General features: G+C 49.5%; 21 protein-coding genes. 16 read left to right on the plus strand and 5 right to left on the minus strand.

Features of this window, described 5'->3' with window-relative positions; genetic code table 11:
- Window positions 1-91: 91 nt before the first annotated feature.
- Entirely contained in the window at window positions 92-1,387 is a 1,296-nt protein-coding gene (locus EDM54_RS02010; RefSeq protein WP_003385751.1) for a hemolysin family protein, read from the minus strand.
- Window positions 1,388-1,639: 252 nt separating this feature from the next.
- A complete protein-coding gene (locus EDM54_RS02015) occupies window positions 1,640-2,314 on the minus strand; it encodes an SIMPL domain-containing protein (protein ID WP_031932882.1) in 675 nt (224 codons plus the stop codon).
- A gap of 269 nt (window positions 2,315-2,583) precedes the next feature.
- Here EDM54_RS02015 and EDM54_RS02020 point away from each other — a divergent pair, with 269 nt between their 5' ends.
- From EDM54_RS02020 to glnA, 10 genes are all read left to right on the plus strand, one after another.
- Window positions 2,584-3,369 (plus strand): class I SAM-dependent methyltransferase, encoded by a 786-nt coding sequence (locus EDM54_RS02020; protein WP_122957674.1) that lies wholly within the window; start codon window positions 2,584-2,586, stop codon window positions 3,367-3,369.
- A 2-nt stretch (window positions 3,370-3,371) separates the two neighbouring features.
- The gene (miaA, locus tag EDM54_RS02025; RefSeq protein ID WP_371862606.1) at window positions 3,372-4,325 is read left to right on the plus strand and encodes a tRNA (adenosine(37)-N6)-dimethylallyltransferase MiaA; all 954 of its coding nucleotides are present in this window, start codon (window positions 3,372-3,374) and stop codon (window positions 4,323-4,325) included.
- A gap of 30 nt (window positions 4,326-4,355) precedes the next feature.
- Window positions 4,356-4,598, plus strand: a complete 243-nt coding sequence (gene hfq, locus EDM54_RS02030; RefSeq protein ID WP_003385747.1) for an RNA chaperone Hfq — start codon at window positions 4,356-4,358, stop codon at window positions 4,596-4,598.
- A 144-nt stretch (window positions 4,599-4,742) separates the two neighbouring features.
- Entirely contained in the window at window positions 4,743-5,531 is a 789-nt protein-coding gene (locus tag EDM54_RS02035) for a DUF4184 family protein (protein WP_122957675.1), read from the plus strand.
- A gap of 38 nt (window positions 5,532-5,569) precedes the next feature.
- Window positions 5,570-5,731, plus strand: coding sequence for a hypothetical protein (locus EDM54_RS26320; RefSeq protein WP_170208367.1), 162 nt, complete (start codon window positions 5,570-5,572; stop codon window positions 5,729-5,731).
- A gap of 73 nt (window positions 5,732-5,804) precedes the next feature.
- Window positions 5,805-6,725, plus strand: a complete 921-nt coding sequence (locus EDM54_RS02045) for an AAA family ATPase (protein ID WP_051567368.1) — start codon at window positions 5,805-5,807, stop codon at window positions 6,723-6,725.
- Window positions 6,726-6,738: 13 nt separating this feature from the next.
- Window positions 6,739-8,067: a GTPase HflX gene (gene hflX, locus EDM54_RS02050; RefSeq protein ID WP_051567364.1), complete on the plus strand. Its 1,329-nt coding sequence runs from the start codon at window positions 6,739-6,741 to the stop codon at window positions 8,065-8,067.
- A gap of 7 nt (window positions 8,068-8,074) precedes the next feature.
- Entirely contained in the window at window positions 8,075-9,355 is a 1,281-nt protein-coding gene (locus EDM54_RS02055) for a methionine gamma-lyase family protein (RefSeq protein ID WP_024983802.1), read from the plus strand.
- A 159-nt stretch (window positions 9,356-9,514) separates the two neighbouring features.
- Window positions 9,515-9,925, plus strand: coding sequence for a MerR family transcriptional regulator (locus tag EDM54_RS02060; protein ID WP_003385740.1), 411 nt, complete (start codon window positions 9,515-9,517; stop codon window positions 9,923-9,925).
- 31 nt (window positions 9,926-9,956) lie between these two features.
- Window positions 9,957-11,291, plus strand: coding sequence for a type I glutamate--ammonia ligase (glnA, locus tag EDM54_RS02065; RefSeq protein ID WP_003385739.1), 1,335 nt, complete (start codon window positions 9,957-9,959; stop codon window positions 11,289-11,291).
- A gap of 813 nt (window positions 11,292-12,104) precedes the next feature.
- Here glnA and EDM54_RS02070 read toward each other — a convergent pair.
- Window positions 12,105-12,698: a DUF4269 domain-containing protein gene (locus EDM54_RS02070; protein WP_227277613.1), complete on the minus strand. Its 594-nt coding sequence runs from the start codon at window positions 12,696-12,698 to the stop codon at window positions 12,105-12,107.
- Window positions 12,699-12,905: 207 nt separating this feature from the next.
- Here EDM54_RS02070 and EDM54_RS02075 point away from each other — a divergent pair, with 207 nt between their 5' ends.
- On the plus strand, window positions 12,906-13,391 hold the full coding sequence (locus tag EDM54_RS02075) for a DUF456 domain-containing protein (protein WP_003385737.1): 486 nt from the start codon (window positions 12,906-12,908) through the stop codon (window positions 13,389-13,391).
- 186 nt (window positions 13,392-13,577) lie between these two features.
- On the opposite strand, the gene lexA is transcribed toward EDM54_RS02075, so the two are convergent.
- A complete protein-coding gene (lexA, locus tag EDM54_RS02080) occupies window positions 13,578-14,201 on the minus strand; it encodes a transcriptional repressor LexA (protein ID WP_003385736.1) in 624 nt (207 codons plus the stop codon).
- A gap of 156 nt (window positions 14,202-14,357) precedes the next feature.
- Here lexA and yneA point away from each other — a divergent pair, with 156 nt between their 5' ends.
- The 4 genes from yneA (at window position 14,358) to EDM54_RS02100 (ending at window position 17,903) form a co-directional block, all read left to right on the plus strand.
- Window positions 14,358-14,714: a cell division suppressor protein YneA gene (gene yneA, locus EDM54_RS02085; RefSeq protein WP_003385735.1), complete on the plus strand. Its 357-nt coding sequence runs from the start codon at window positions 14,358-14,360 to the stop codon at window positions 14,712-14,714.
- Between the two features lie 80 nt (window positions 14,715-14,794).
- On the plus strand, window positions 14,795-14,992 hold the full coding sequence (locus EDM54_RS02090; RefSeq protein ID WP_003385734.1) for a DUF896 domain-containing protein: 198 nt from the start codon (window positions 14,795-14,797) through the stop codon (window positions 14,990-14,992).
- Window positions 14,993-15,084: 92 nt separating this feature from the next.
- Window positions 15,085-15,453 carry a fluoride efflux transporter CrcB gene (gene crcB / locus EDM54_RS02095; RefSeq protein ID WP_003385733.1) on the plus strand — a complete coding sequence of 123 codons (369 nt, stop codon included), beginning with the start codon at window positions 15,085-15,087 and terminating at the stop codon, window positions 15,451-15,453.
- 203 nt (window positions 15,454-15,656) lie between these two features.
- Complete coding sequence (locus EDM54_RS02100; protein ID WP_039070968.1) at window positions 15,657-17,903, plus strand: HelD family protein; 2,247 nt, start codon at window positions 15,657-15,659, stop codon at window positions 17,901-17,903.
- 319 nt (window positions 17,904-18,222) lie between these two features.
- On the opposite strand, the gene EDM54_RS02105 is transcribed toward EDM54_RS02100, so the two are convergent.
- Window positions 18,223-18,525 carry a HesB/IscA family protein gene (locus EDM54_RS02105; protein WP_003385730.1) on the minus strand — a complete coding sequence of 101 codons (303 nt, stop codon included), beginning with the start codon at window positions 18,523-18,525 and terminating at the stop codon, window positions 18,223-18,225.
- Between the two features lie 110 nt (window positions 18,526-18,635).
- On the opposite strand from EDM54_RS02105, the gene ltaE reads away from it, so the two are divergent.
- Window positions 18,636-19,673: a low-specificity L-threonine aldolase gene (ltaE, locus tag EDM54_RS02110; protein WP_003385729.1), complete on the plus strand. Its 1,038-nt coding sequence runs from the start codon at window positions 18,636-18,638 to the stop codon at window positions 19,671-19,673.
- Window positions 19,674-19,968 lie beyond the last annotated feature (295 nt).

A 19,968-nucleotide genomic window follows, 5' to 3' on the forward strand; every position in this document is an offset into this window, starting at 1 on the left:
TCTAAGTGAAAAAAGGGTCAAGGGCTGTCTGCACAAGCCCTTGACCCTTTTCATGTAACGGAAGATATGGTCGAATGTTGCGAATCGCAAGTCAGGACTCTGCTTTGGTTACTTCAATGTACTTCAGCGTATGGCCAGACATATCCACTACCTTGAAGCAATAGCCGTCCTCCACGAGCTTGTCGCCGGTCTTGGCAGTGAAATGCTTGGAGAGGAACCAACCGCCGAGTGTATCGATGATATCGTCTGAAAGGTTGGTGCCGAGCAGGTCGTTTACTTCGCTGATGATAAGCTTCGCGCTTAAAATATAGTGATTGTCTTTCAGTTTGCGGATATCGGGTATCTCGTCAGCGTCGAATTCGTCTCTGATTTCCCCGACTATTTCTTCCAAAATGTCTTCAACAGTAACCAATCCGGATGTGCCGCCGTATTCATCCAAGAGGATCGCCATGTGAATGCGCTCTTTTTGCATTTTTACCAGCAAATCGCGGATTGCAATGGTTTCAATGACCCGGATGACCGGATGGATGAACGACTCGAGTCTCATATCAGAGGATTCGTTCACAAGCCTGGCCGTCAAAATTTCTTTTATATTGATCATCCCGAGAATATCGTCTTTATCCCCGTTTACGATGGGGTAGCGGGTGTAGTTCTCTTTCCTGATGGTTTCTACCATTTCCTCAAAAGAATCATGGATGGACAAGCTGACGATTTCTGTACGGGGAACCATAATTTCTTTTGCGATTCTTTCGTCAAATTCGAAAATATTGTTCACATACTTCAATTCATTCTGATTAATTTCACCACTTTGATAGCTCTCTGACAGCAGCAGCCGGAGCTCTTCCTCAGAGTGGGCCATTTCGTGTTCAGAAGCCGGTTTCATACCGAAAACGCCGACCAGTACACGTGCAGATCCATTTAACAACCAGATGAAAGGATACATCAATTTGTAGAACCAGATGATCGGTCTGGCGAAAAGCAGGGTAATGGTCTCCGCTTTTTGAATGGCAACCGTTTTGGGCGCCAGCTCGCCCACTACAACATGAAGGTATGTCATGGCGACAAAGGCAATGCCGAAAGACAACAGATGGGAGATAGAGTCATTCAAGTCCCACTTTACAAATAAGGGATGAAGCAGCCTCTCGACTGTCGGCTCCCCTAACCAGCCTAGTCCCATTGCGGTAACCGTGATACCTAATTGGCATGCCGACAAATACTCATCGAGGTGCGTGGTTACTTCCTTTGCAGCGAGCGAACCACGCCGACCTTCTGCCACCAGTTGGTCAATCCTGGTGCTTCTGATCTTCACGATTGCAAATTCAGTTGCCACAAAAAAACCGGTTAATGCAATCAGGATCACTACCAATATTAAGTTAACTAGTTCCAATGAGTAGCCTTACACAAGTAAGGCGTACACCTCCCTGTTCGAATGTATGGTTAGCTGCATCCATATTAACATTTACGAATATCAATGCGCCGGGTTTCACATGTCTTTTCTATGTATTTTTTGTAAGAGGGCAAAATCTAGAAGAGCGATGGAGGCTTTGATGTGGATGTTGGTGCAATCCTAGCGGGGTCATGTTTTGCGAACATGTGTGTTCCGTTGTTCAAGAGATTTCTGCACATTTGGCAGCAATGGCTAACATGGAGAGAAGGTATACTCCGCATTTACGGATGCACGAATTTTGATTTCACCAGGCTGGATCGGGGTGGCCGCTCTGGCAAGGAATGTCTCGGCTCGAGACGAAAGAGCCTCAGGAGCTGAGGTAAGCTCTTGCACCTGATGAGGAATAGGGTTGTATCGGACACCGAGTGTCCTTGCGATCGTTGCGGCTTTTTGCTGGCTGTCCTTGACCGCCGTCGAGAGAGCTTGATTGTAAAAGTACTCGGGGTCTCTTAGAGTGAATTGGATGCTGGAAACGGTATTTGCACCATGCTCGACAGCCGTATCGACAACAAGCCCGGTCTGCTCAATCTGGCCTATGATAACTTGGAGCATATGAGTCACTTTATAGCCCTGGAAAATTTGTCTGCCATCCTGGTATTGGTACTGGATTTCGATTTGGTAGCGGAGTGTTTTCAGCAGCTCTTGTGGAATTCCCAGGTTCGTCAGAGATTGAATGACCCGCGACACAGCTTCTGCATTTTCGGCTTGAGCGAGCTGGAGATTTCGGTTTTCTGTAATTGTTCCCAAAATCGCAACCGCCTGGTCCGGAGCCGCGGAGATTGTACCTTCGCCAGTAACCTTGATCACGTACGGATTCCGGGGAGTTGGCAGCACAGGGTAATGAGACATGGATTGATGGGGATACATCAAACGAACCACCTTTCATAAAAATATGCTCTCTACACTGTATTACGCCGCATCGAGACCATACCTCAAGATCAAAGGTCCAGCGATTGTAAACTTCTTGTAAAAAATTTATTGCAGGCCAAGGGAGAGGCAAAAACAGATTTGACATCCCCAACCGGAAAAGATATAAAAATGAAGTGGACAAGAATGCCAAAAAAGCGAAATGTGGAATGATTGTAAAAAGGAGCGTCTTGGACAGATCATGATTTCATTACGAACGGGTGATACGGATGATCGTCACCACCTCCCTTGAACCGAGCGCAGAAACGGCGAGGCACGCACGTGAGCTTGCGGCGCGTTTCAACCTGACTCTCGTAGAGCGAAAGGACTACTCGCTTGCTGAATTGAGAAAAAGATTTGCTGAATCGGAAGTATTGATCGTATCCTCCAAGGGAGCTAGACTGGAGGCAGTGGGAAAAACAGCGTTCTTTTTTCACCCGAACACGGCTGCATTTCGTATAAAGCGGTTGGAGCGCGGCGATAATGATACTATGCTCACTGTTTGCCAAATTCAACCAGGAGACAAGGTTCTGGATGCCACCATGGGCTTGGGCGCTGATGCCATCGTGTTTGCTCATGGCGTTGGAGAAACGGGACGTGTAGTCGGGGTTGAATCCGAGCGGACCATCGCTTTGTTGATTGAAGACGGGCTTGCATACTGGCCAGCCGAATCACAAGCTTTGCGTGAAGCGATGAAGCGGGTGGAAGTTCGGGTCGGGAACCATTTGGACGTATTGAGAAGCTTGCCTGCCGATTCATTTGACGTGGTGTACTTTGATCCCATGTTCGAAGAGACGGTGAACAGCTCCGCGGGAATAGCCGGAATCAGGGAATGGGCAAATAACCGTTCACTGGAGCAAGCTGCCGTAGCGGAGGCGCTTCGCGTTGCCAAAAGGCGAGTCGTCCTGAAGGAAGGGAAGACAGGAAGGCTGTATCAACAGTTCGGTTTCACTCCCTATCGAACCAGAGGAAACCAGGTCGTATACAGCTATAAAGAGAAAGGCGGAGGGGAGTGAACGTGCAAGAGAAAGAGAGACTCGTCGTAATCGTAGGACCGACGGCAGTGGGCAAGACAGCTTTAAGTCTGGAGCTGGCTGAGCAGTTTCGGGGAGAAATCATTTCCGGTGACTCCATGCAGGTTTACCGCGGGATGGATATCGGCACTGCAAAAGCGTCTCCGGATGAATTGGCAAAAGTACCGCATCATTTGATCGACATTATTGATCCAGATGAAGAGTATTCAGTAGCCCGCTTTCAAGAGTCAGCTACCCGATTGATTACCGAGATCAACGGACGCGGACATCTGCCCTTTATCGTGGGAGGAACCGGGCTCTACATAGAGTCAGTGACCCATCGCTTTCAATTTGCTGCAGCCGAGCAAGATTTGGAATTGAGAAGCCGTCTGCAAAGGCTGGCTGAGATTGAGGGTGTGGAAGAGCTGCATCGGCGCTTGGCTGATGTGGATCCGCTGACGGCGCAAAGACTGCATCCCAATGATGTGAAACGGGTCATCCGAGCCCTGGAGATCTATCAACTGACGGGTACGCGGATGTCCGATTTTCAACACAGGGAAGCATATTCGCCTTATGACATCTTCATGATTGGCCTGACGATGGATCGGCAAAAGCTGTATGAGCGCATCAATCAGCGAGTGGACAAGATGATTGAGGACGGTCTGGTAGAGGAAGTAAGGCGACTTTTGGATCTCGGCTACGGTTCGGCATTGACCTCTATGCAGGGACTCGGGTACAAAGAGCTGATCCCTTACCTCTACGGAGAAATCACATTGGAGAAAGCCGTGAACGATATCAAGCAGCGTACGAGGCATTTTGCCAAAAGGCAGCTTTCCTGGTTCCGGCGGATGTCAGCTATCGAGTGGTTTGACCTTACGAACACTGATGACTACCCGAAGATCGTCCAAACAATCAAACAGATAATGGCAGGAAAGTTTCCTCAATTGCCGAATATATAACATACAAGTCCTTTTAGGGGGTAATGACCAATGAAACAGACGATCAACATTCAAGATACGTTCCTGAACCACTTGCGGAAGGAAAACATCGCGGTCACCATCTACCTGGTAAACGGTTTTCAATTGCGCGGTTACATCAGAGCGTTTGACAATTTCACGATTGTCATTGACAGTGAAGGGAAGCAGCAACTGGTCTATAAGCATGCCATTTCCACCTTCACTCCACAGCGTCCCGTGTCGCTCATGTCTCAGGACAACAATCAACAAGCATAAGCGTCACAACAACGAAGCCGGGATCTTAGCCATCCGGGCTTTTTTATCTGGTATGACAACGCAATCAATCCGCACGAAGAGAATATAGCTGACAAAATAGCAGGATAGTATACATAACTTTTCTTATGTAAACGGGAGAGGACAATGCCTTTTACTTTTGCCCATCCAGCAATCGTCTTGCCATTGCGGCGGGTTCGCTGGTTTTCTTTTACTGCGCTTGTTTTTGGAAGCATGGCCCCGGATTTCGAGTATATTTTGCGTTTGCAAGCATACAGCTCGATGAGCCATACGCTGGCAGGACTGTTTCTGTTTGATTTGCCGATGACGTTTTTATTGGCCCTTCTTTTTCACGGCATTGTGAAAAGAGCGATGATCGAGCATTTGCCAGCACCCTTTGACCGCGGACTGCAGCACTGTGCCGAGTCGCCCAGGCGCCTTACCACGCTGCGTTCTTTTCTCGTCTTTTGCTGCTCTGCTGTCCTGGGGAGCGTAACCCATATTTTCTGGGATGCTTTTACCCATGACGGGGCATTCATGGTAAGTCGGTTGCAGCTCTTGCAGGAAAAAGTGGAGCTGGCTGGAATGGCCATCCCCGTGTACAAGTTTTTGCAGCACGGCAGTACAATGGGCGGGTTGCTCTGCATAGGGCTCGTGATAGCAAGGGAAGCAAGGCATGGGTTGCGTCGGGCCGAGCTGAAGCCGCAGGCGGCTTCCAAGGATAGCAGACAGCTTTCTTGCCGGGAAAAATGGTCTTTCTGGCTGGGGGTTGCCGGGTTTGGCCTGCTTGCTGCGGGCGCATACCTTTATGCGATTGACGGGTTGTTTCCCCACTTGCGGCCGCTTCGTGCTGTTGTTCCCTTTTTGTCGGGATGCATGGCAGGATTGGCTGCTGTTTCCTGTTACTTGCGATGGCGACGGGTCCCGGGAAGGTAATTGCCTTACACCGGGAGAAGGCTGGGGGTTGCAGCGGCGTGAAGACCGCAGTAAAGACCGCAGTAAAGACCGCAGTAAAGACCGCAGTAAAGACCGCAGTAAAGACCGCAGTAAAGACCGCATCTAAGGCAAAGAACAACTTCTGGAGCATCGAGCACAAGATCGGAGACAAAAAATGGGCAGGTTTTCCGGGCAGGTGAGTATACTAAGGTATGACCAAGAGGCAGGTGATGGCTTGTGAAACCGTCGGGCAATCAACCGCCGGCTGATACGATGGCAGAGAAGGCTCCCCACCGGATACAGGTGGTGTTTCGCCAGCCGGAACGGGTCAAATTACCGGAAACACTGTCCGAGAAGGTACGAACGACTGCACCCGGCAATGTGGCCGCTGCATTCGATGAACTGGAAAAACTGATCGGCTTGCAGGAAGCCAAAAAGCTGATGTACGAGATTCACGCGCTGCTTCGGATCAACAAGGAGCGGGAAAGACACGGCCTGAAGCTGGAAAAACAAGTGTATCACATGGTATTCAAAGGGAACCCTGGCACCGGAAAGACGACCGTCGCCCGTATATTCGGCAAAATCTTCCGGGAAATGGGGATATTGAGCAAAGGACATTTGATCGAAGTAGAACGCGCCGACCTGGTCGGGGAGTTTATCGGGCACACGGCGCAAAAGACGAGAGAGCTCGTCAAAAAAGCGATCGGCGGTATCCTTTTTATCGATGAAGCGTATTCGCTCGCGCGAGGCGGAGAAAAGGATTTCGGCAAAGAGGCCATTGATTGTCTCACGAAGGCACTGGAGGATTACAGCAACGATTTCATCTGTATACTGGCAGGCTACACAGACGAGATGGATGCCTTTTTGGAGCTGAACCCCGGTCTGCCCTCCCGGTACCCCATTCAGCTACAATTTGCCGATTATACCGTAGACGAACTGATTAAAATTGCCGAGACAATGGTCGAGGGAAAAGAATACAGGCTTTCTACAGGCGCCAGGGAAAAATTGAGGCTGCACTTGAACCGCATTCGCCTCGACCTTTTTGAAACCAATTTTAGCAACGCCCGGTATGTACGCAATGCCATCGAGCAGGCGATCCGCAAGCAGGCTGTCCGCCTGATGACGGTGGCAGAGCCGACCAAGGATGACGTCATGACGTTGTTGCCGGAGGATTTTGTCTGGTCCGCTTCCTAGCGGCAGGAGTAAAATGTGGTATGATAGGGGAAAGAAAGGACGTGATTCCTTGGAAGGTGGAATCAAGACGAAGGAAACAGCCATTTTAGTTGGCTGTTTTTTGGATAATCGCGATATGGAACGCTCCCGCTTGTCGATGGAGGAGCTGCATGAGCTCGCCAGGACTGCCGATGTAGAGGTGCTGGATGTCATCACGCAGAATCGCGAACGCATTGACAACGCCTGGTATTTGGGAAGCGGAAAAATACAGGAAATCGCTCATCGTGCGGAAGAGCTGGACGTGGATGTCATCATTTTCAATGACGAGCTTTCACCCAGCCAAACGCGCAACCTCGATACCGCGTTTGATTGCAAGGTGATTGACCGGACGCAGTTGATTCTCGATATTTTTGCCGGGAGGGCGCACTCGCGGGAAGGGAAAATCCAGGTGGAGCTGGCACAGTACAATTACCTGCTGCCGCGCCTTGCCGGTCAAGGCAAGCAGCTTTCCCGCCTTGGCGGCGGGATCGGAACGCGCGGCCCTGGGGAAACCAAGCTGGAAAGCGACCGCAGGCACATCAGGCGGCGAATCAGCGAGCTGAAGCAGCAGCTGTCAGAGCTGGTTCGCACCCGTCAATTGCATCGGGAGCGCCGCAAAAAGAACAATGTGTTTCAAATCGCATTGGTCGGCTATACAAATGCGGGCAAATCGACGCTGTTGAACCAACTGACTTCGGCGGAAACGCTCCAAGAAGACAAGCTGTTCGCGACATTGGACCCGACTACCCGCCAGCTTACCTTGCCGAGCGGGCTTGAGGTGCTCCTGACTGATACGGTCGGTTTCATCCAGGATTTGCCGACTTCCCTTGTTGCTGCTTTTCGTTCTACGCTGGAAGGTGTGAAAGAAGCGGATCTGATCCTGCATGTGGTCGACGCGCATCATCCTGACCTGGAGATTCATATGGAGGTCGTATATCGCATTCTGCGGGAGCTGAAAGCAGATGACATCCCGCAGCTCGTTGTCTACAACAAAGCGGATTTGATTATGGAGGGAACATACCTGCCGAAGGTGGAAGACTCGATTTTGATCTCGGCAATTCGGCAGGAGGACCGCGCCGAATTGCTTAAGCGGATTGAAGGCTACGTCTACTCCTCGTTTGATCGCTATACCTTGATCGTCCCGGCAGAGCGCGGCGACATCCTGTCGCTTTTGCACAGGGAAGGGGTAGAGATGGAACAGGAATTTGACGAAGCGGATTCCTCCTATCGGATTTCTGTCAGAGTGAACAGAGATCATCCCATCTACGGAAGGATTGCTCCTTTTCTCCTGGAAAAACCAGAGACTGAAGAAGAGAGTTGGTAAGTAGCACATGTTTTCCTTATTTGCCCACGGGGAGCGTCTGCGCCCCATCGTAGAAGAAGTAGAACAAATGATCACAGGGCGGCATCAAGAGATCGCTGCCCTGGTCGACTATAATCAGTTGAAAGTGCTGCGTTCCTTTCAAAAGCATGAAGTGAATGAATTTCATTTTGCGCCCTCGACCGGGTATGGATACGATGATTCCGGTCGGGCGGCGCTGGAGTCGATTTATGCGGATGTGTTCGGTGGAGAGGATGCGCTTGTACGCCCTCATATCATTTCTGGGACACATGCGATCGCTATTTCTCTTTTTGGTTTGCTGCGCCCCGGTGACGACCTTCTTTACATTACCGGAAAGCCATACGATACGCTGGAGGAAGTGGTGGGCGTCCGCGGAGAGGGGCAAGGCTCGCTAAGGGAGTACGGCATCGGGTACCAGTATGTGCCGCTTGCTCCTACCGGAGAGATCGACTTTCCCGCAGTAGCGGCAGCCATCACTCCGAAAACAAAGGTAATCGGTATCCAGAGATCTCGCGGCTACGCAGACCGTCCGTCCTTTACGATTGCCAAGCTGAAAGAAATGATTCGGTTTGTCAAAGAGATCAATCCCGAACTGATCGTCTTCGTGGACAATTGCTATGGGGAATTCACGGAGGAGCTGGAGCCGCTCCAGGTCGGAGCAGACATCATGGCAGGCTCGCTGATCAAGAACCCCGGAGGCGGCTTGGTCAAAACCGGCGGCTATATCGTCGGCAAGAAGGAATTGGTCAAGAGAGCTTCCTACCGCATGGCGGCCCCCGGGATTGGAGCCGAAGGAGGGGCATCGCTGTACTCCCTGCTGGAAATGTTCCAAGGCTTCTTCCTCGCGCCGCACGTGGTAGGCGAGGCGTTGAAGGGCGCGGTCTTTTCCTCGGCTTTGCTTGAGCGCCTGGGCTTTCGGACGAACCCGCTATGGAACGATCCTCGTACGGATTTGATCCAGTCTGTCGAGTTTGGGAGTGCCGAACGGCTGATTGCTTTCTGTCAGGGAATCCAGAAGGCAGCGCCTGTCGATTCCCATGTTACGCCTTACCCCAGTGAGATGCCGGGCTATGCCGATCCGGTCATTATGGCGGCCGGGACGTTTATTCAGGGAGCCAGTATCGAGTTTTCTGCAGACGGACCGATTCGTCCCCCTTACCTCGGGTTTGTGCAGGGCGGACTTACGTACTCCCATGTGAAGGTGGGCATCCTGACAGCGCTTGACGGCCTGCTGGAAAAGGGCTTGCTCGATATTCCCGGAAGAGACTAGCAAAGATCAATCGGAGTTGTTTATGAGGCGATAAGCACAAACAGCGGCTTGTCGCTTTTTTATTACTTTTTTGTGTAATCTTTTCTGACATCCGTTGACAGAGTTGCTTTTGAATCATACAATAGCAAGCAAGGAATGATTTCAAAGGAGGGACAAGTCATGAGTGATGACCTTCGTCGAAACATGGCGCTGTTTCCCATTGGTATCGTCATGAAGCTGACTGATCTGACTGCGCGGCAGATCCGTTACTATGAGCAGAACGGACTGATACAGCCTGCACGTACAGAAGGAAAGCAGCGGCTTTTTTCTTTTAATGATGTCGACCGCTTGCTGGAAGTGAAGGCCTTGATTGAAAAAGGACTGAACATTGCCGGAATCAAACAGGTGCTTCAGCTGCAAGACCCTGTTCCGGAGCAGACGGAAATTACCGTCAGTTCGGAGGCCAAGCGGAAGGAACTTACCGAGCAAGAGCTTCATCAGCTCCTCAAACAACAAATATTTTTCAGCAACGCAAATCGCCCAAGCGAGCATGCGTTGATACGTGGAGAGCTTTCCCGCTTCTTCCACTGATACATGCATACGACTATAGGAGGAGAGAAACGTGAGCAAGTACACCAAAGAAGACATCTTTCGTTTGGCCAAAGAAGAGAATGTAAACTACATTCGCCTGCAGTTCACTGATCTGATGGGGATCATTAAAAACGTCGAGATTCCGATCTCCCAATTGCCCAAAGCTCTGGACAACAAGATGATGTTCGACGGTTCTTCGATCGAAGGCTTTGTCCGCATCGAGGAATCCGACATGTATCTGGTGCCGGATCTCGATACATGGGTCATTTTCCCGTGGGGGAATGAGCATGGAAATGTCGCTCGCCTGATCTGTGACATTTACAATCCAGATGGAACTCCGTTTGAAGGGGACCCTCGCTACATCCTGAAACGGGCGCTGAAAGAAGCCGAAGAGATGGGCTACACGAACTTCAACGTCGGACCGGAGCCGGAGTTCTTCCTGTTCAAGATGGATGACAAAGGCGAGCCGACCTTGGATTTGAACGACCAGGGCGGATACTTTGATTTCGCTCCGCTTGATCTGGGTGAAAACTGCCGCCGTGACATCGTTCTCACGCTGGAGAGAATGGGATTTGAGGTGGAAGCATCCCATCACGAAACTGCGCCTGGCCAACACGAAGTCGACTTCAAATACGCAGATGCCATCCAAGCTGCGGACCAGATTCTCACGTTTAAACTGGTGGTGAAAACGATCGCACGCAAGCACGGATTGCACGCAACGTTCATGCCCAAGCCGATGTATGGTGTCGCCGGCTCCGGCATGCACACCCACCAGTCTCTCTTCATCGGGGAGAAAAACGCATTTTTTGACGACAAGGATACCCTCGGCCTGAGCAAAACGGCGAAGCAATACTTGGCCGGTATTCTGAAGCACGCCCGCGGTTTTGCCGCCATCACCAATCCGCTGGTGAACTCCTACAAGCGCCTCGTACCGGGCTATGAAGCTCCTTGCTATGTAGCATGGTCGGCGAAAAACCGCTCTCCGCTTGTACGGATTCCGGCATCTCGCGGTATGAGCACCCGGATTGAGGTTCGCAACCCGGACCCTGCCGCCAACCCATATCTGGCTCTCGCCGTGATGCTGAAAGCAGGTCTTGACGGAATCAAGAACAAGCTTGAGCTGCCGCCGGCTGTCGATCGCAATATCTACATCATGAACGAGGCTGAGCGTGAAGCAGCGGGCATCGCCAGCTTGCCGGCTACCCTCAAGGACGCGATCGAATGCCTGAAGGCCGATCCGGTCATCTGCGAAGCGCTTGGCGAACACGCACTGATGCACTTCGTCGACGCGAAGGAAATCGAGTGGGATATGTTCCGCACCCGTGTAACGGAGTGGGAGCGCGAGCAGTATATGAATACGTATTAATATTTAGGGGAAAGAGTATTTGTATTTCTTTGGACCCTAAAAAGAAACAAAACTTGTTTAGTTTAATTTTAACTAGGTTTCAGCTTTATAAGTTAGATACGCCTTAAAGTAGATGGGAAACTTGCTTTCCTATTAACTTTAAGGCTTTTTTTATGAATTTATTTGACTAAAGTTGGATGGGATGCTGCTAATAAAGATTAACCCCCTTTACAATGCAAAATTTAGAACAAAATACCTAAAATATGTTTACAGATGTGTATATTAATGGTTAAATAAAAAATTATTAACATATTATTTGAGGGTTGGGTTTAATGAAATGCGGACTTAACCCAGCGTATGCACACTAACTCGGGTTTTTACAATAATGATCATTTCTTTTCTGAAGTCCGTTTAAGAAATGATTATTGATAATAACGAGGTGATATTATTAAAAAAATTGCGATTTCCATTGTGTTGTCGACAATGATGATGATTTGGGTTTTTATTTTTATGATCTCAGATCTAATTCAACAATTGGATTTTGGGCCAAACAAAATTGTAATTACTGATTATCGAGTTCCAGGATTCTTTGAACCCGTTTGGCTTCCCATTTATGTTGGATTCGTGTACATTTTATATCAGTCTCTTAAAAAAAAATCATGATTTGCCGTCTTCAACTGAAATCTAACCAATAAAAGGTAAAACGACAAATCTAGCAATCCAAAAAAGATGACTTCCGAAGTATCCAGAAGTCATCTTAATTTTATGCCCGCATAAGGACACACAAGTTGTCTGAGTTTACCATTATTCGTATTTCCGGTTTACGGCCGGCGTTTAGGTCGGTTTATTTGCCATCACTTGCTTAAGCTGTTCATTCGAATATCTTTCCAATTCAAGTAAAGCCTGATAAGGATCATCTCCGACAATCCCGTAATACAGAGCGAAAGCAGGCTCCGTTTTCAGCCCCCGTTCTTTCAAAGCCCGAATCTCTTTTGCTGCTTCTTGCCCAGACAGCTGGAGCAGCCGTGCTTCGATCATCATATGCCGGTAGGCGTTTTGCTCTGTGACAGGAATCGGTTGAGCAAAACACTCCAATTGAAAACCGCGATACCAAAAGGAAGCAGTCGCCGTAGGGATGTTGCGGATTTCTCGGCGGTCTTGTGTGAAACGGTCCAAATGCCCGTATTTTTCTTTCAACACATGGCCAAACCGATCCAGGTCGGCTGTCGTACAGATCAAATCAAGATCGCTGTCCTCAACATCAATATCGAGGGGGATCGTTCCGCACAGAACCGGTTGATACTCTTTGAGCCCATCAAAGATTCCCAAGCTGTCGAGGACTGCCCAGGCTTCCCGCTGCCGAGGGGTTCCTTTTTTCAGGTAGGAAGGGTCAAACCAATCTCGCTTCGTTTGAGAATGCATAGCCATTTTCTGTCCTTTCAGATTATCTTTCTTTTATTTGCAACTCTGCAGGGGAACAATGAGGGACGAGACCATCTATGTTCCGATTCGACGTTTGGCTTTACGACTCGCAGAAGAACCGAGTATATACAGGTTTCTGTCAAAATGTAGCGAGTCGATGGAAACGAAAACCGCACTTTATCGTATACCCTATACAGAAGGGAGTGTCAATGGATGGAGATCTTGTTGTGGATCGTGATAGCGGCCTTGTTTATCCTCAGTATTGCCGGAATCTTTTTGCCGGTCATTCCTGATACGATTTTATTGTGGGGCGGATTCTTGCTGTATCACTTTTTTATTGCTGATCCGGGTGCCGGACTTCCGGCCTCCTTCTGGTGGGGAATGGCGGTCTTAAGTGTTCTTCTCTACGGTGCGGATTTACTCACCAACATGTACTTTGTCAAGAAGTACGGGGGCTCCAAAGCGTCATCGTGGGCAGCTGCACTGGGGATTTTGCTCGGGGTGATTTTGTTCCCCCCATTTGGCATGCTGATCATGCCGTTCGTGCTGGTCGTTCTGGTGGAAATGCTGATCCAAAAGCAGCCGTTTGAACGGGCTGTTAAAGCGGGAGTGGGTTCGCTCATCGGTTTTTTGGGCAGTGTGGTCGTAAAAGTTGTTCTTCAGGTAGTGATGATCATCTGGTTCTTTGTCGCACTGTAAGTGGGATTCGTAGGAGAAGGACCGATCAAAGAATCGAAGGGAATGAAAAGAAGAGGCGTCCGCGAGGCAATCGCGAACGCCTTTTTTGCTGTCAGGGTGGAAAAGGAAAGCTTGTCGTAGTCGATTTGCGTTTTTCAAAGAGTCCGCCATAAGGCATGGCTCATCCAAGCAACGAAATCTCTTATTCTAGTGAATCAAGCGGTACACGCCAATCACTTTCCCCAGAATCGTTACAGAATCCAGAATAATCGGCTCCAATGTCGCGTTTTCAGGCTGCAGCCGGAAATGGTTCTTTTCCTTGAAGAAACGCTTCACGGTTGCCTCGTCCTCTTCAGTCATGGCGACGACGATATCACCGTTATTGGCCACATTCTGCTGGCGAACGATCACGTAGTCTCCATCCAGGATGCCAGCCTCGATCATACTGTCTCCGGACACGCGCAGCATGTACACCTTGTCCGATGTCACGATGCTGTCAGGGAGTGGGAAGTAATCCTCCACCTGCTCGACAGCAGTGATCGGCTGACCCGCAGTCACCTTTCCGATCACCGGTACGCGTACAACAGATACGTCAAAGTCGTCTTGAAAGCGCTCCTCTTCTTTCAGCAGCTCAATCGCGCGGGGCTTGGTAGGATCGCGGCGGATGAGCCCCTTTTTTTCCAACCTGGCCAGATGGCCGTGAACAGTTGAACTGGATGCCAGACCGACAGCCTCCCCGATTTCACGGACAGATGGGGGATAACCCTTGTCCCTTACTTCTTTGCGGATGAAATCGATGATGGCTTGCTGTCTATTGGATAGCTTGGACATAGACCACACCTCTATCTTCTCGAACATGTTTTCTATATTATACCATGGGATCCTGCGTTCGACAAACATAAGTTCGTTTTTTTCTTGACATGAACAAGTGTTCGCATTATGATGAGAACAAGAAGATAGAACGTACGTTTGCAGGGGGATGAAATAATGAGTACAATGACTGTATCTAATCGCTTCGCCAAAGAAGAAAGAAAAACTGCTCGTTTTGGCATTACGCGTGGACAGGCCATTCTGTTTTTTGCCGCTTTCACTCTCTTTTTTTACACTTTGACAGAACTAGTGTTCGCTTCTGGGGATCATACGGTACAACAAGCTCAAATGATCCAACCAGTAAAGGAAATCGTCGTCCAACCGGGAGACAGCTTGTGGGAGCTGGCGGTCACCTACAAGAGTGACCCGAAAATGGATGTTCGCGATATGGTATATGCGATTCAAAAATTGAACAAGCTGGAAAGTGCCATTATTTATCCAGGCCAATCGATTCAAATTCCTGTCGGGAATTGACAAGCTGCAGCTTTCCCTTGCTTCGTTGCCGAGATGTGATATAATAGAGCGGCATTCATTGAAAGCGAGGGGAAACGGCTTTGGTATCAGACGCGGAAATCAAACGGATCAACGAGTTGGCCAAAAAATCTCGTGAAGCCGGGTTGACTGAAGAGGAAAAACAGGAACAGAAAAAACTGCGGCAAAAATACATTGATGCTGTGAAAATGTCGCTTCGCTCCAATCTCGAATCGATCCGCTACGTGGAAGACCTCGAGGATAACAACCCCAAACACTAAAACGCACCATTTGACATAAAAAGAAGACATCCATGCTTTTTGCCTGGATGTCTTTTTGTTCCATACAAAAAAGGAGAGAAGGGGGGATTGCCATGATGGCATGGCTGGCTGTTGCCGTAGGAGGAGCCGTCGGTTCATTGCTACGCTATGGTCTCGGTCTCGCAATGAACCAACCCGGATTGCCGGCGGGGACATGGCTGGCCAATGTCTCCGGTTCTTTTCTCATCGGACTGCTCTATGCGTGGGGAAAGGAAAAAGGATTGATGTCTTTGGAGATGTACCTTCTGTTTACAACCGGGCTGATGGGGGGATTTACTACGTTCTCTACCTTTTCGCTTGAGGTGGTAAGCTTCATCGGAGATGGGCAGATCGGCAGAGGGCTGTTCTATGCAGGCGCCAGTGTTTTGGCCGGCCTTCTTGCTTGCGGTTCAGGGATCTGGATCGGCAGACAAGTGTGGTAAACAGGCAAGATATAGCGGGATAAGACGGGCAGGCGTCAACGAGAACAAAAGAGAGCCAATCCGGAAGCAACATCAAATCAAAGAAGAGGGCATTGGAAGGCTACGAGGAAACAAAGAAGAGCCCGTGCCCGGAAACCATGTGGAAATAAAACCGGACTTCTCCTTGCGATGCTGAACCTGACAATTTGGAAAGGAGGATATAAATGACTGTACAGCACCCGGACTACGAGCATGAACAGAAGAGACTCGATGAAACACGCTCTATTATCCAAAAGGAAGTGGACACTCTTCGGAAAGAGGTTAAAGAGATTACGGACGATTATGTGAAACAGGTCGTCAACTACAAAAAAGGAAAAGAGCTTCGCTACCTTGAGGACCAAGGACTGGAAAAGCCGTATTTTGGACGAGTGGACTTCCTGAAAGACGAGACATACGAGTTGGACAGCGTATACATAGGAAAGAGGGGCATCGTTCGGAGCGACACATTCGATTCAATTGTCGTTGACTGGCGTGCTCCCATTGCCAGTTTATATTACAGCGGCGAGAGCAAGGATGCGTACTTCCGCAGCGGCAGGGAGATTGTGCGAGGCGAAGTCCGCCTGAAGCGAAATTTTGCCATTGAGGACGGGAAGATTACAGGGATATACGATGGAGCGCTCAAAGAGACGATTCATCGCGAAGTTGGCCATCCGGATGAATTTTTGCAGGAAGGGTACATCGATGAGTTCCTGGCAGCCAACCTGAATCAGACGAACGACAGCAGATTGAAGGATATCGTAGCGACGATCCAGTCGGAGCAGAATGACATTATTCGAGCAGACAAGGATCGCCCGGTTGTCGTTCAAGGGGTGGCCGGAAGCGGCAAGACGACGATTGCGCTGCACCGGCTCTCCTATTTGATCTACAATTATCAGGACTCGATGATGTCAAAGAGGTTTATGGTTTTTGCACCAAACCGGTTGTTCCTTACGTACATTTCAGAGGTTCTTCCCGAATTGGGAGTGGATGACGTTCAGCAGGCGACATTCCTGGATTGGGCTTCCAAGCTGGTCAAGTCCATCCTTCCAAAAGGCTGGCGGATTCTGGACCCGCACAAGCCCCTTCAGTTGTTCTTTGAACAAGGACAGAGCGATGCCGAGCGTCGGACGGTGCTGCATCGTCTTCGGTTCAAGGGCTCGCTCGCTTTCCGGGATGTACTCCAGCAATATTTGCTGTTTGTAGCGGAAAACAGGGTAGCCTACAAAAAATTAAGCTTTGTCTACAACAGAACCAAACATGTTTTTACGATTCCGGGTGAGACCATCCGTCAGCTTTTTGCCGAACAATATGCCCATCTGCCATATCGTCGGCGAATGGAAGCCGTTCGAAAGCACGTTAAGCAGGACATCAATAAACAGTTGTTCGCCCATCTGCGAGAGAAGCGAATTGATCTGGATAAGCAAGCGTTGGCTAAATATGAGAAAATGATTGATCAGCTTCTGGACAAATACTTTTCCATTTTTCCTGAACTGGATGTCTTCTCGTCGTACCGCGAAATGTTGACCGACACAGCTTTATTGAAAGAGCTGACAAAAGGGGAAGTCAATGGCGAGGATATCGAGGATATTTGCCGGTCGTCTGCAGAGATATTCGAAGCGGAGCGGATCGAGCCAGAAGACGTTGCGCCGCTGATCTATCTGCGGCATCTGATCGAAGGATTGGAGCAGGCCGACCACTTTGACCACAGTGTCGTTGATGAAGCACAGGATCTCAGTGCGTTGGAAATTGCGGTGATCGGGCTTGTGACAAAGAGACATTCTTTGACGGTAGTGGGAGATATCGCGCAGGGCATCCATGCATACAGGGGATTGCAATCGTGGGAAGAACTGTTGGAGGGAGTTTTTCAGCAGCCGCGGGGGGTTTACTACACACTCGCGCAGAGCTACCGTTCCACAATCGAAATTATGAAATGTGCCAACGAGGTACTGCGAAAGATAAACCTGCCGGAGACGATTATGGCCAAACCGGTATTGCGGCATGGGGAAAAGCCTTTGTTGGCATCATGGGACGGGAAAGAACTGCCGGTTAAAAATCTGGTCCAGCTTGTAAATGATTATCGGCAAGAGGGCTTTCAATCCATCGCGATCGTAGCCAAAACAGCCGAGGCCAGCAAAAAAGCATACAAGTCATTGAAGGCCTCCATCGAAGGACTGAAGCTGCTGGGAAGCAAGGATACCCAATTCCCGGGCGGTGTCGTAGTAATGCCAGCTTATTTGACCAAGGGGCTGCAATTTGATGTGGTCATCTTGTTGAATATCGAGGAGTACTTGGACAATGAGTGGGATACAAAGCTCCTGTATGTAGCCATGACCAGACCCGTACATCGGCTTTTCATGATTCATCAGGAAGACAGGATGAGTCCGCTCTTTGCTGACGTGCCACCTGAGTTGTACGAGAAGAGATCTTTGTAAAGAAAAAAGTCTTGCAATAAAGAAGAAGGCTTTGTAACGAAAATAACGGCTTGCAACGAACAAGAGACTTTGGTAACGAAATAAGGTCCTGCAGCGAAAACGAGAACTCCGAAAGATGGGAAAGGCCCTGGAACAAAAAAGAGCTCTAGACCCAAATAGAGTTTTGCAACAATTGTATAGAGTCCATTACAAAAAAGAGACATCGACAAGATGTCTCTTTTTTTGGTTCCTAGCAGCTTTTACAAAAACAGCTTTTTCCCAAAACAATTCATTCTCAAGAAAACCCCGCTGATGACTCGCAGCGGGGACAAGGGAGCCATTAATGATCGCCGTGATTTCCTTTGGAAGGATTTGTAAGCACGTATCCCTCTTGTGGTGTATACAGGTAGTCGATAACAAGGCCGTCTAGCAACGGCTCGTCTTTCTTGACGATTACGTCGATTTCCTTGTCGGTAGAAACGACGGTATCTTCGTCGGTCGGTTTATCCAATGCCAAGCCGTAATGGGCATGGTCACCGTGTGCATGTGTTATGTATGCGCGGAGCTTCAACTCTTTATCCTCTTCTTGGTCCAAAATGGCTTTCAATTGTTTTGCGGCGTTGCGAGTAATTTTTACCTTCATGGGTCAGTCTCCCTTGTTTTGGTATCGTACTCCTCCATATTAGCAAACTGCCAAATCCCGATGCAATGCAGAAAGTGTTAAAATGGCAAGAGAGAAGGGAGAGAAGAAAGATGCCGATTGATTTGCGCAGCGATACGGTTACCAAGCCGACAGATGCGATGCTCCGTGCCATGTATGAGGCAGAAGCAGGGGACGATGTGTATGGAGAAGACCCGACTGTAAACCGCCTGGAAAGAGTGGCGGCCGAGATATTGGGGAAAGAAGACGCGCTGTTTGTCACGAGCGGTACACAAGGGAATCAGGTGGCAGTCCTTACCCACTGTGTAAATGGCGACGAGGTTATTTTGGAGGCAGACTCCCACCTTTTTTACTATGAGGGAGGCGCAATGGCTGCTCTCGCGGGGGTGCAAACCAGGACGATCGCGGGAGATAGGGGGGCACTGCCTCCACAGGAGGTAGCCAAAGCAATTCGCGGGGTCAATATCCATTTTCCGAGGACCCGTTTGATTTGCATGGAAAATACACATAACCGCGCTGGAGGGGCGGTCGTCCGCCCTGAACAGATGAAAAGCGTATACGAAGTAGCAAATCGTAACAACGTACCTGTCCACCTGGATGGCGCCAGATTATTCAATGCTGCTGTCGCGTTGGGCTGCGAGGTGACCGGGCTTACCCGGTATACAGACAGTGTTCAGGTGTGCTTGTCGAAGGGATTGAGCGCACCGGTAGGGTCTGTGTTGGCAGGGAGCCGGGCGTTTATCCAGGAGGCGCGTTGGTGGAGGAAGAAGCTGGGCGGCGGCATGCGCCAAGTCGGTTACATGGCAGCACCAGGAATACTCGCCTTGACGGAAATGACGTCACGGCTTGCGGAAGACCATCAGCGAGCGCATGATTTGGCCGTAGGTTTGCAAAAGCTATCTCTGCATGTCGAACCGGTAGAAACGAACATAGTTTTGGTTCACACGGACAAAGCGGGTCTTTCTGCCGAACAATTTTTGGCCAAGCTGGCTGAAAAAGGGGTGCTTGCTGTCGACTTTGACGAAACGGTCGTTCGTTTTACAACACATCGTCACATCAGTGATCAGGATATTCAGAACACTTTGGCAGCAGTGGAAGCGATCTTGCATCCATCAAGGTCAACGGGATGACGCGTCCAAGCTTTTTTACCAAATGACTTTTCCGGGAGGAAGAACGGAGCAGCGGGCAGCAGGGTCACAAAGGGCTGCACCAGCATACCGAAAGAGAAACGTGCAGCAGACTTCCCTGGTGCAGAGTCTGTAAAATATTTTGTGTAAACTCTCAACCTCTAAACTACAATTAGGAGTAGAAAGGTTGGGAGATTTTTATGATGTCAAAAGAGCAGATCAAGCAGTGGATCAAAGAGAAAAACATAAAGTCAGTGGACGACGTACAGTCAGCGTTAAAGGATCTATTCGCAGACAC

Origin of the sequence: Brevibacillus borstelensis, from assembly GCF_003710865.1 — a bacterium.
GTDB classification, from domain to species: Bacteria; Bacillota; Bacilli; order Brevibacillales; family Brevibacillaceae; genus Brevibacillus; species Brevibacillus borstelensis.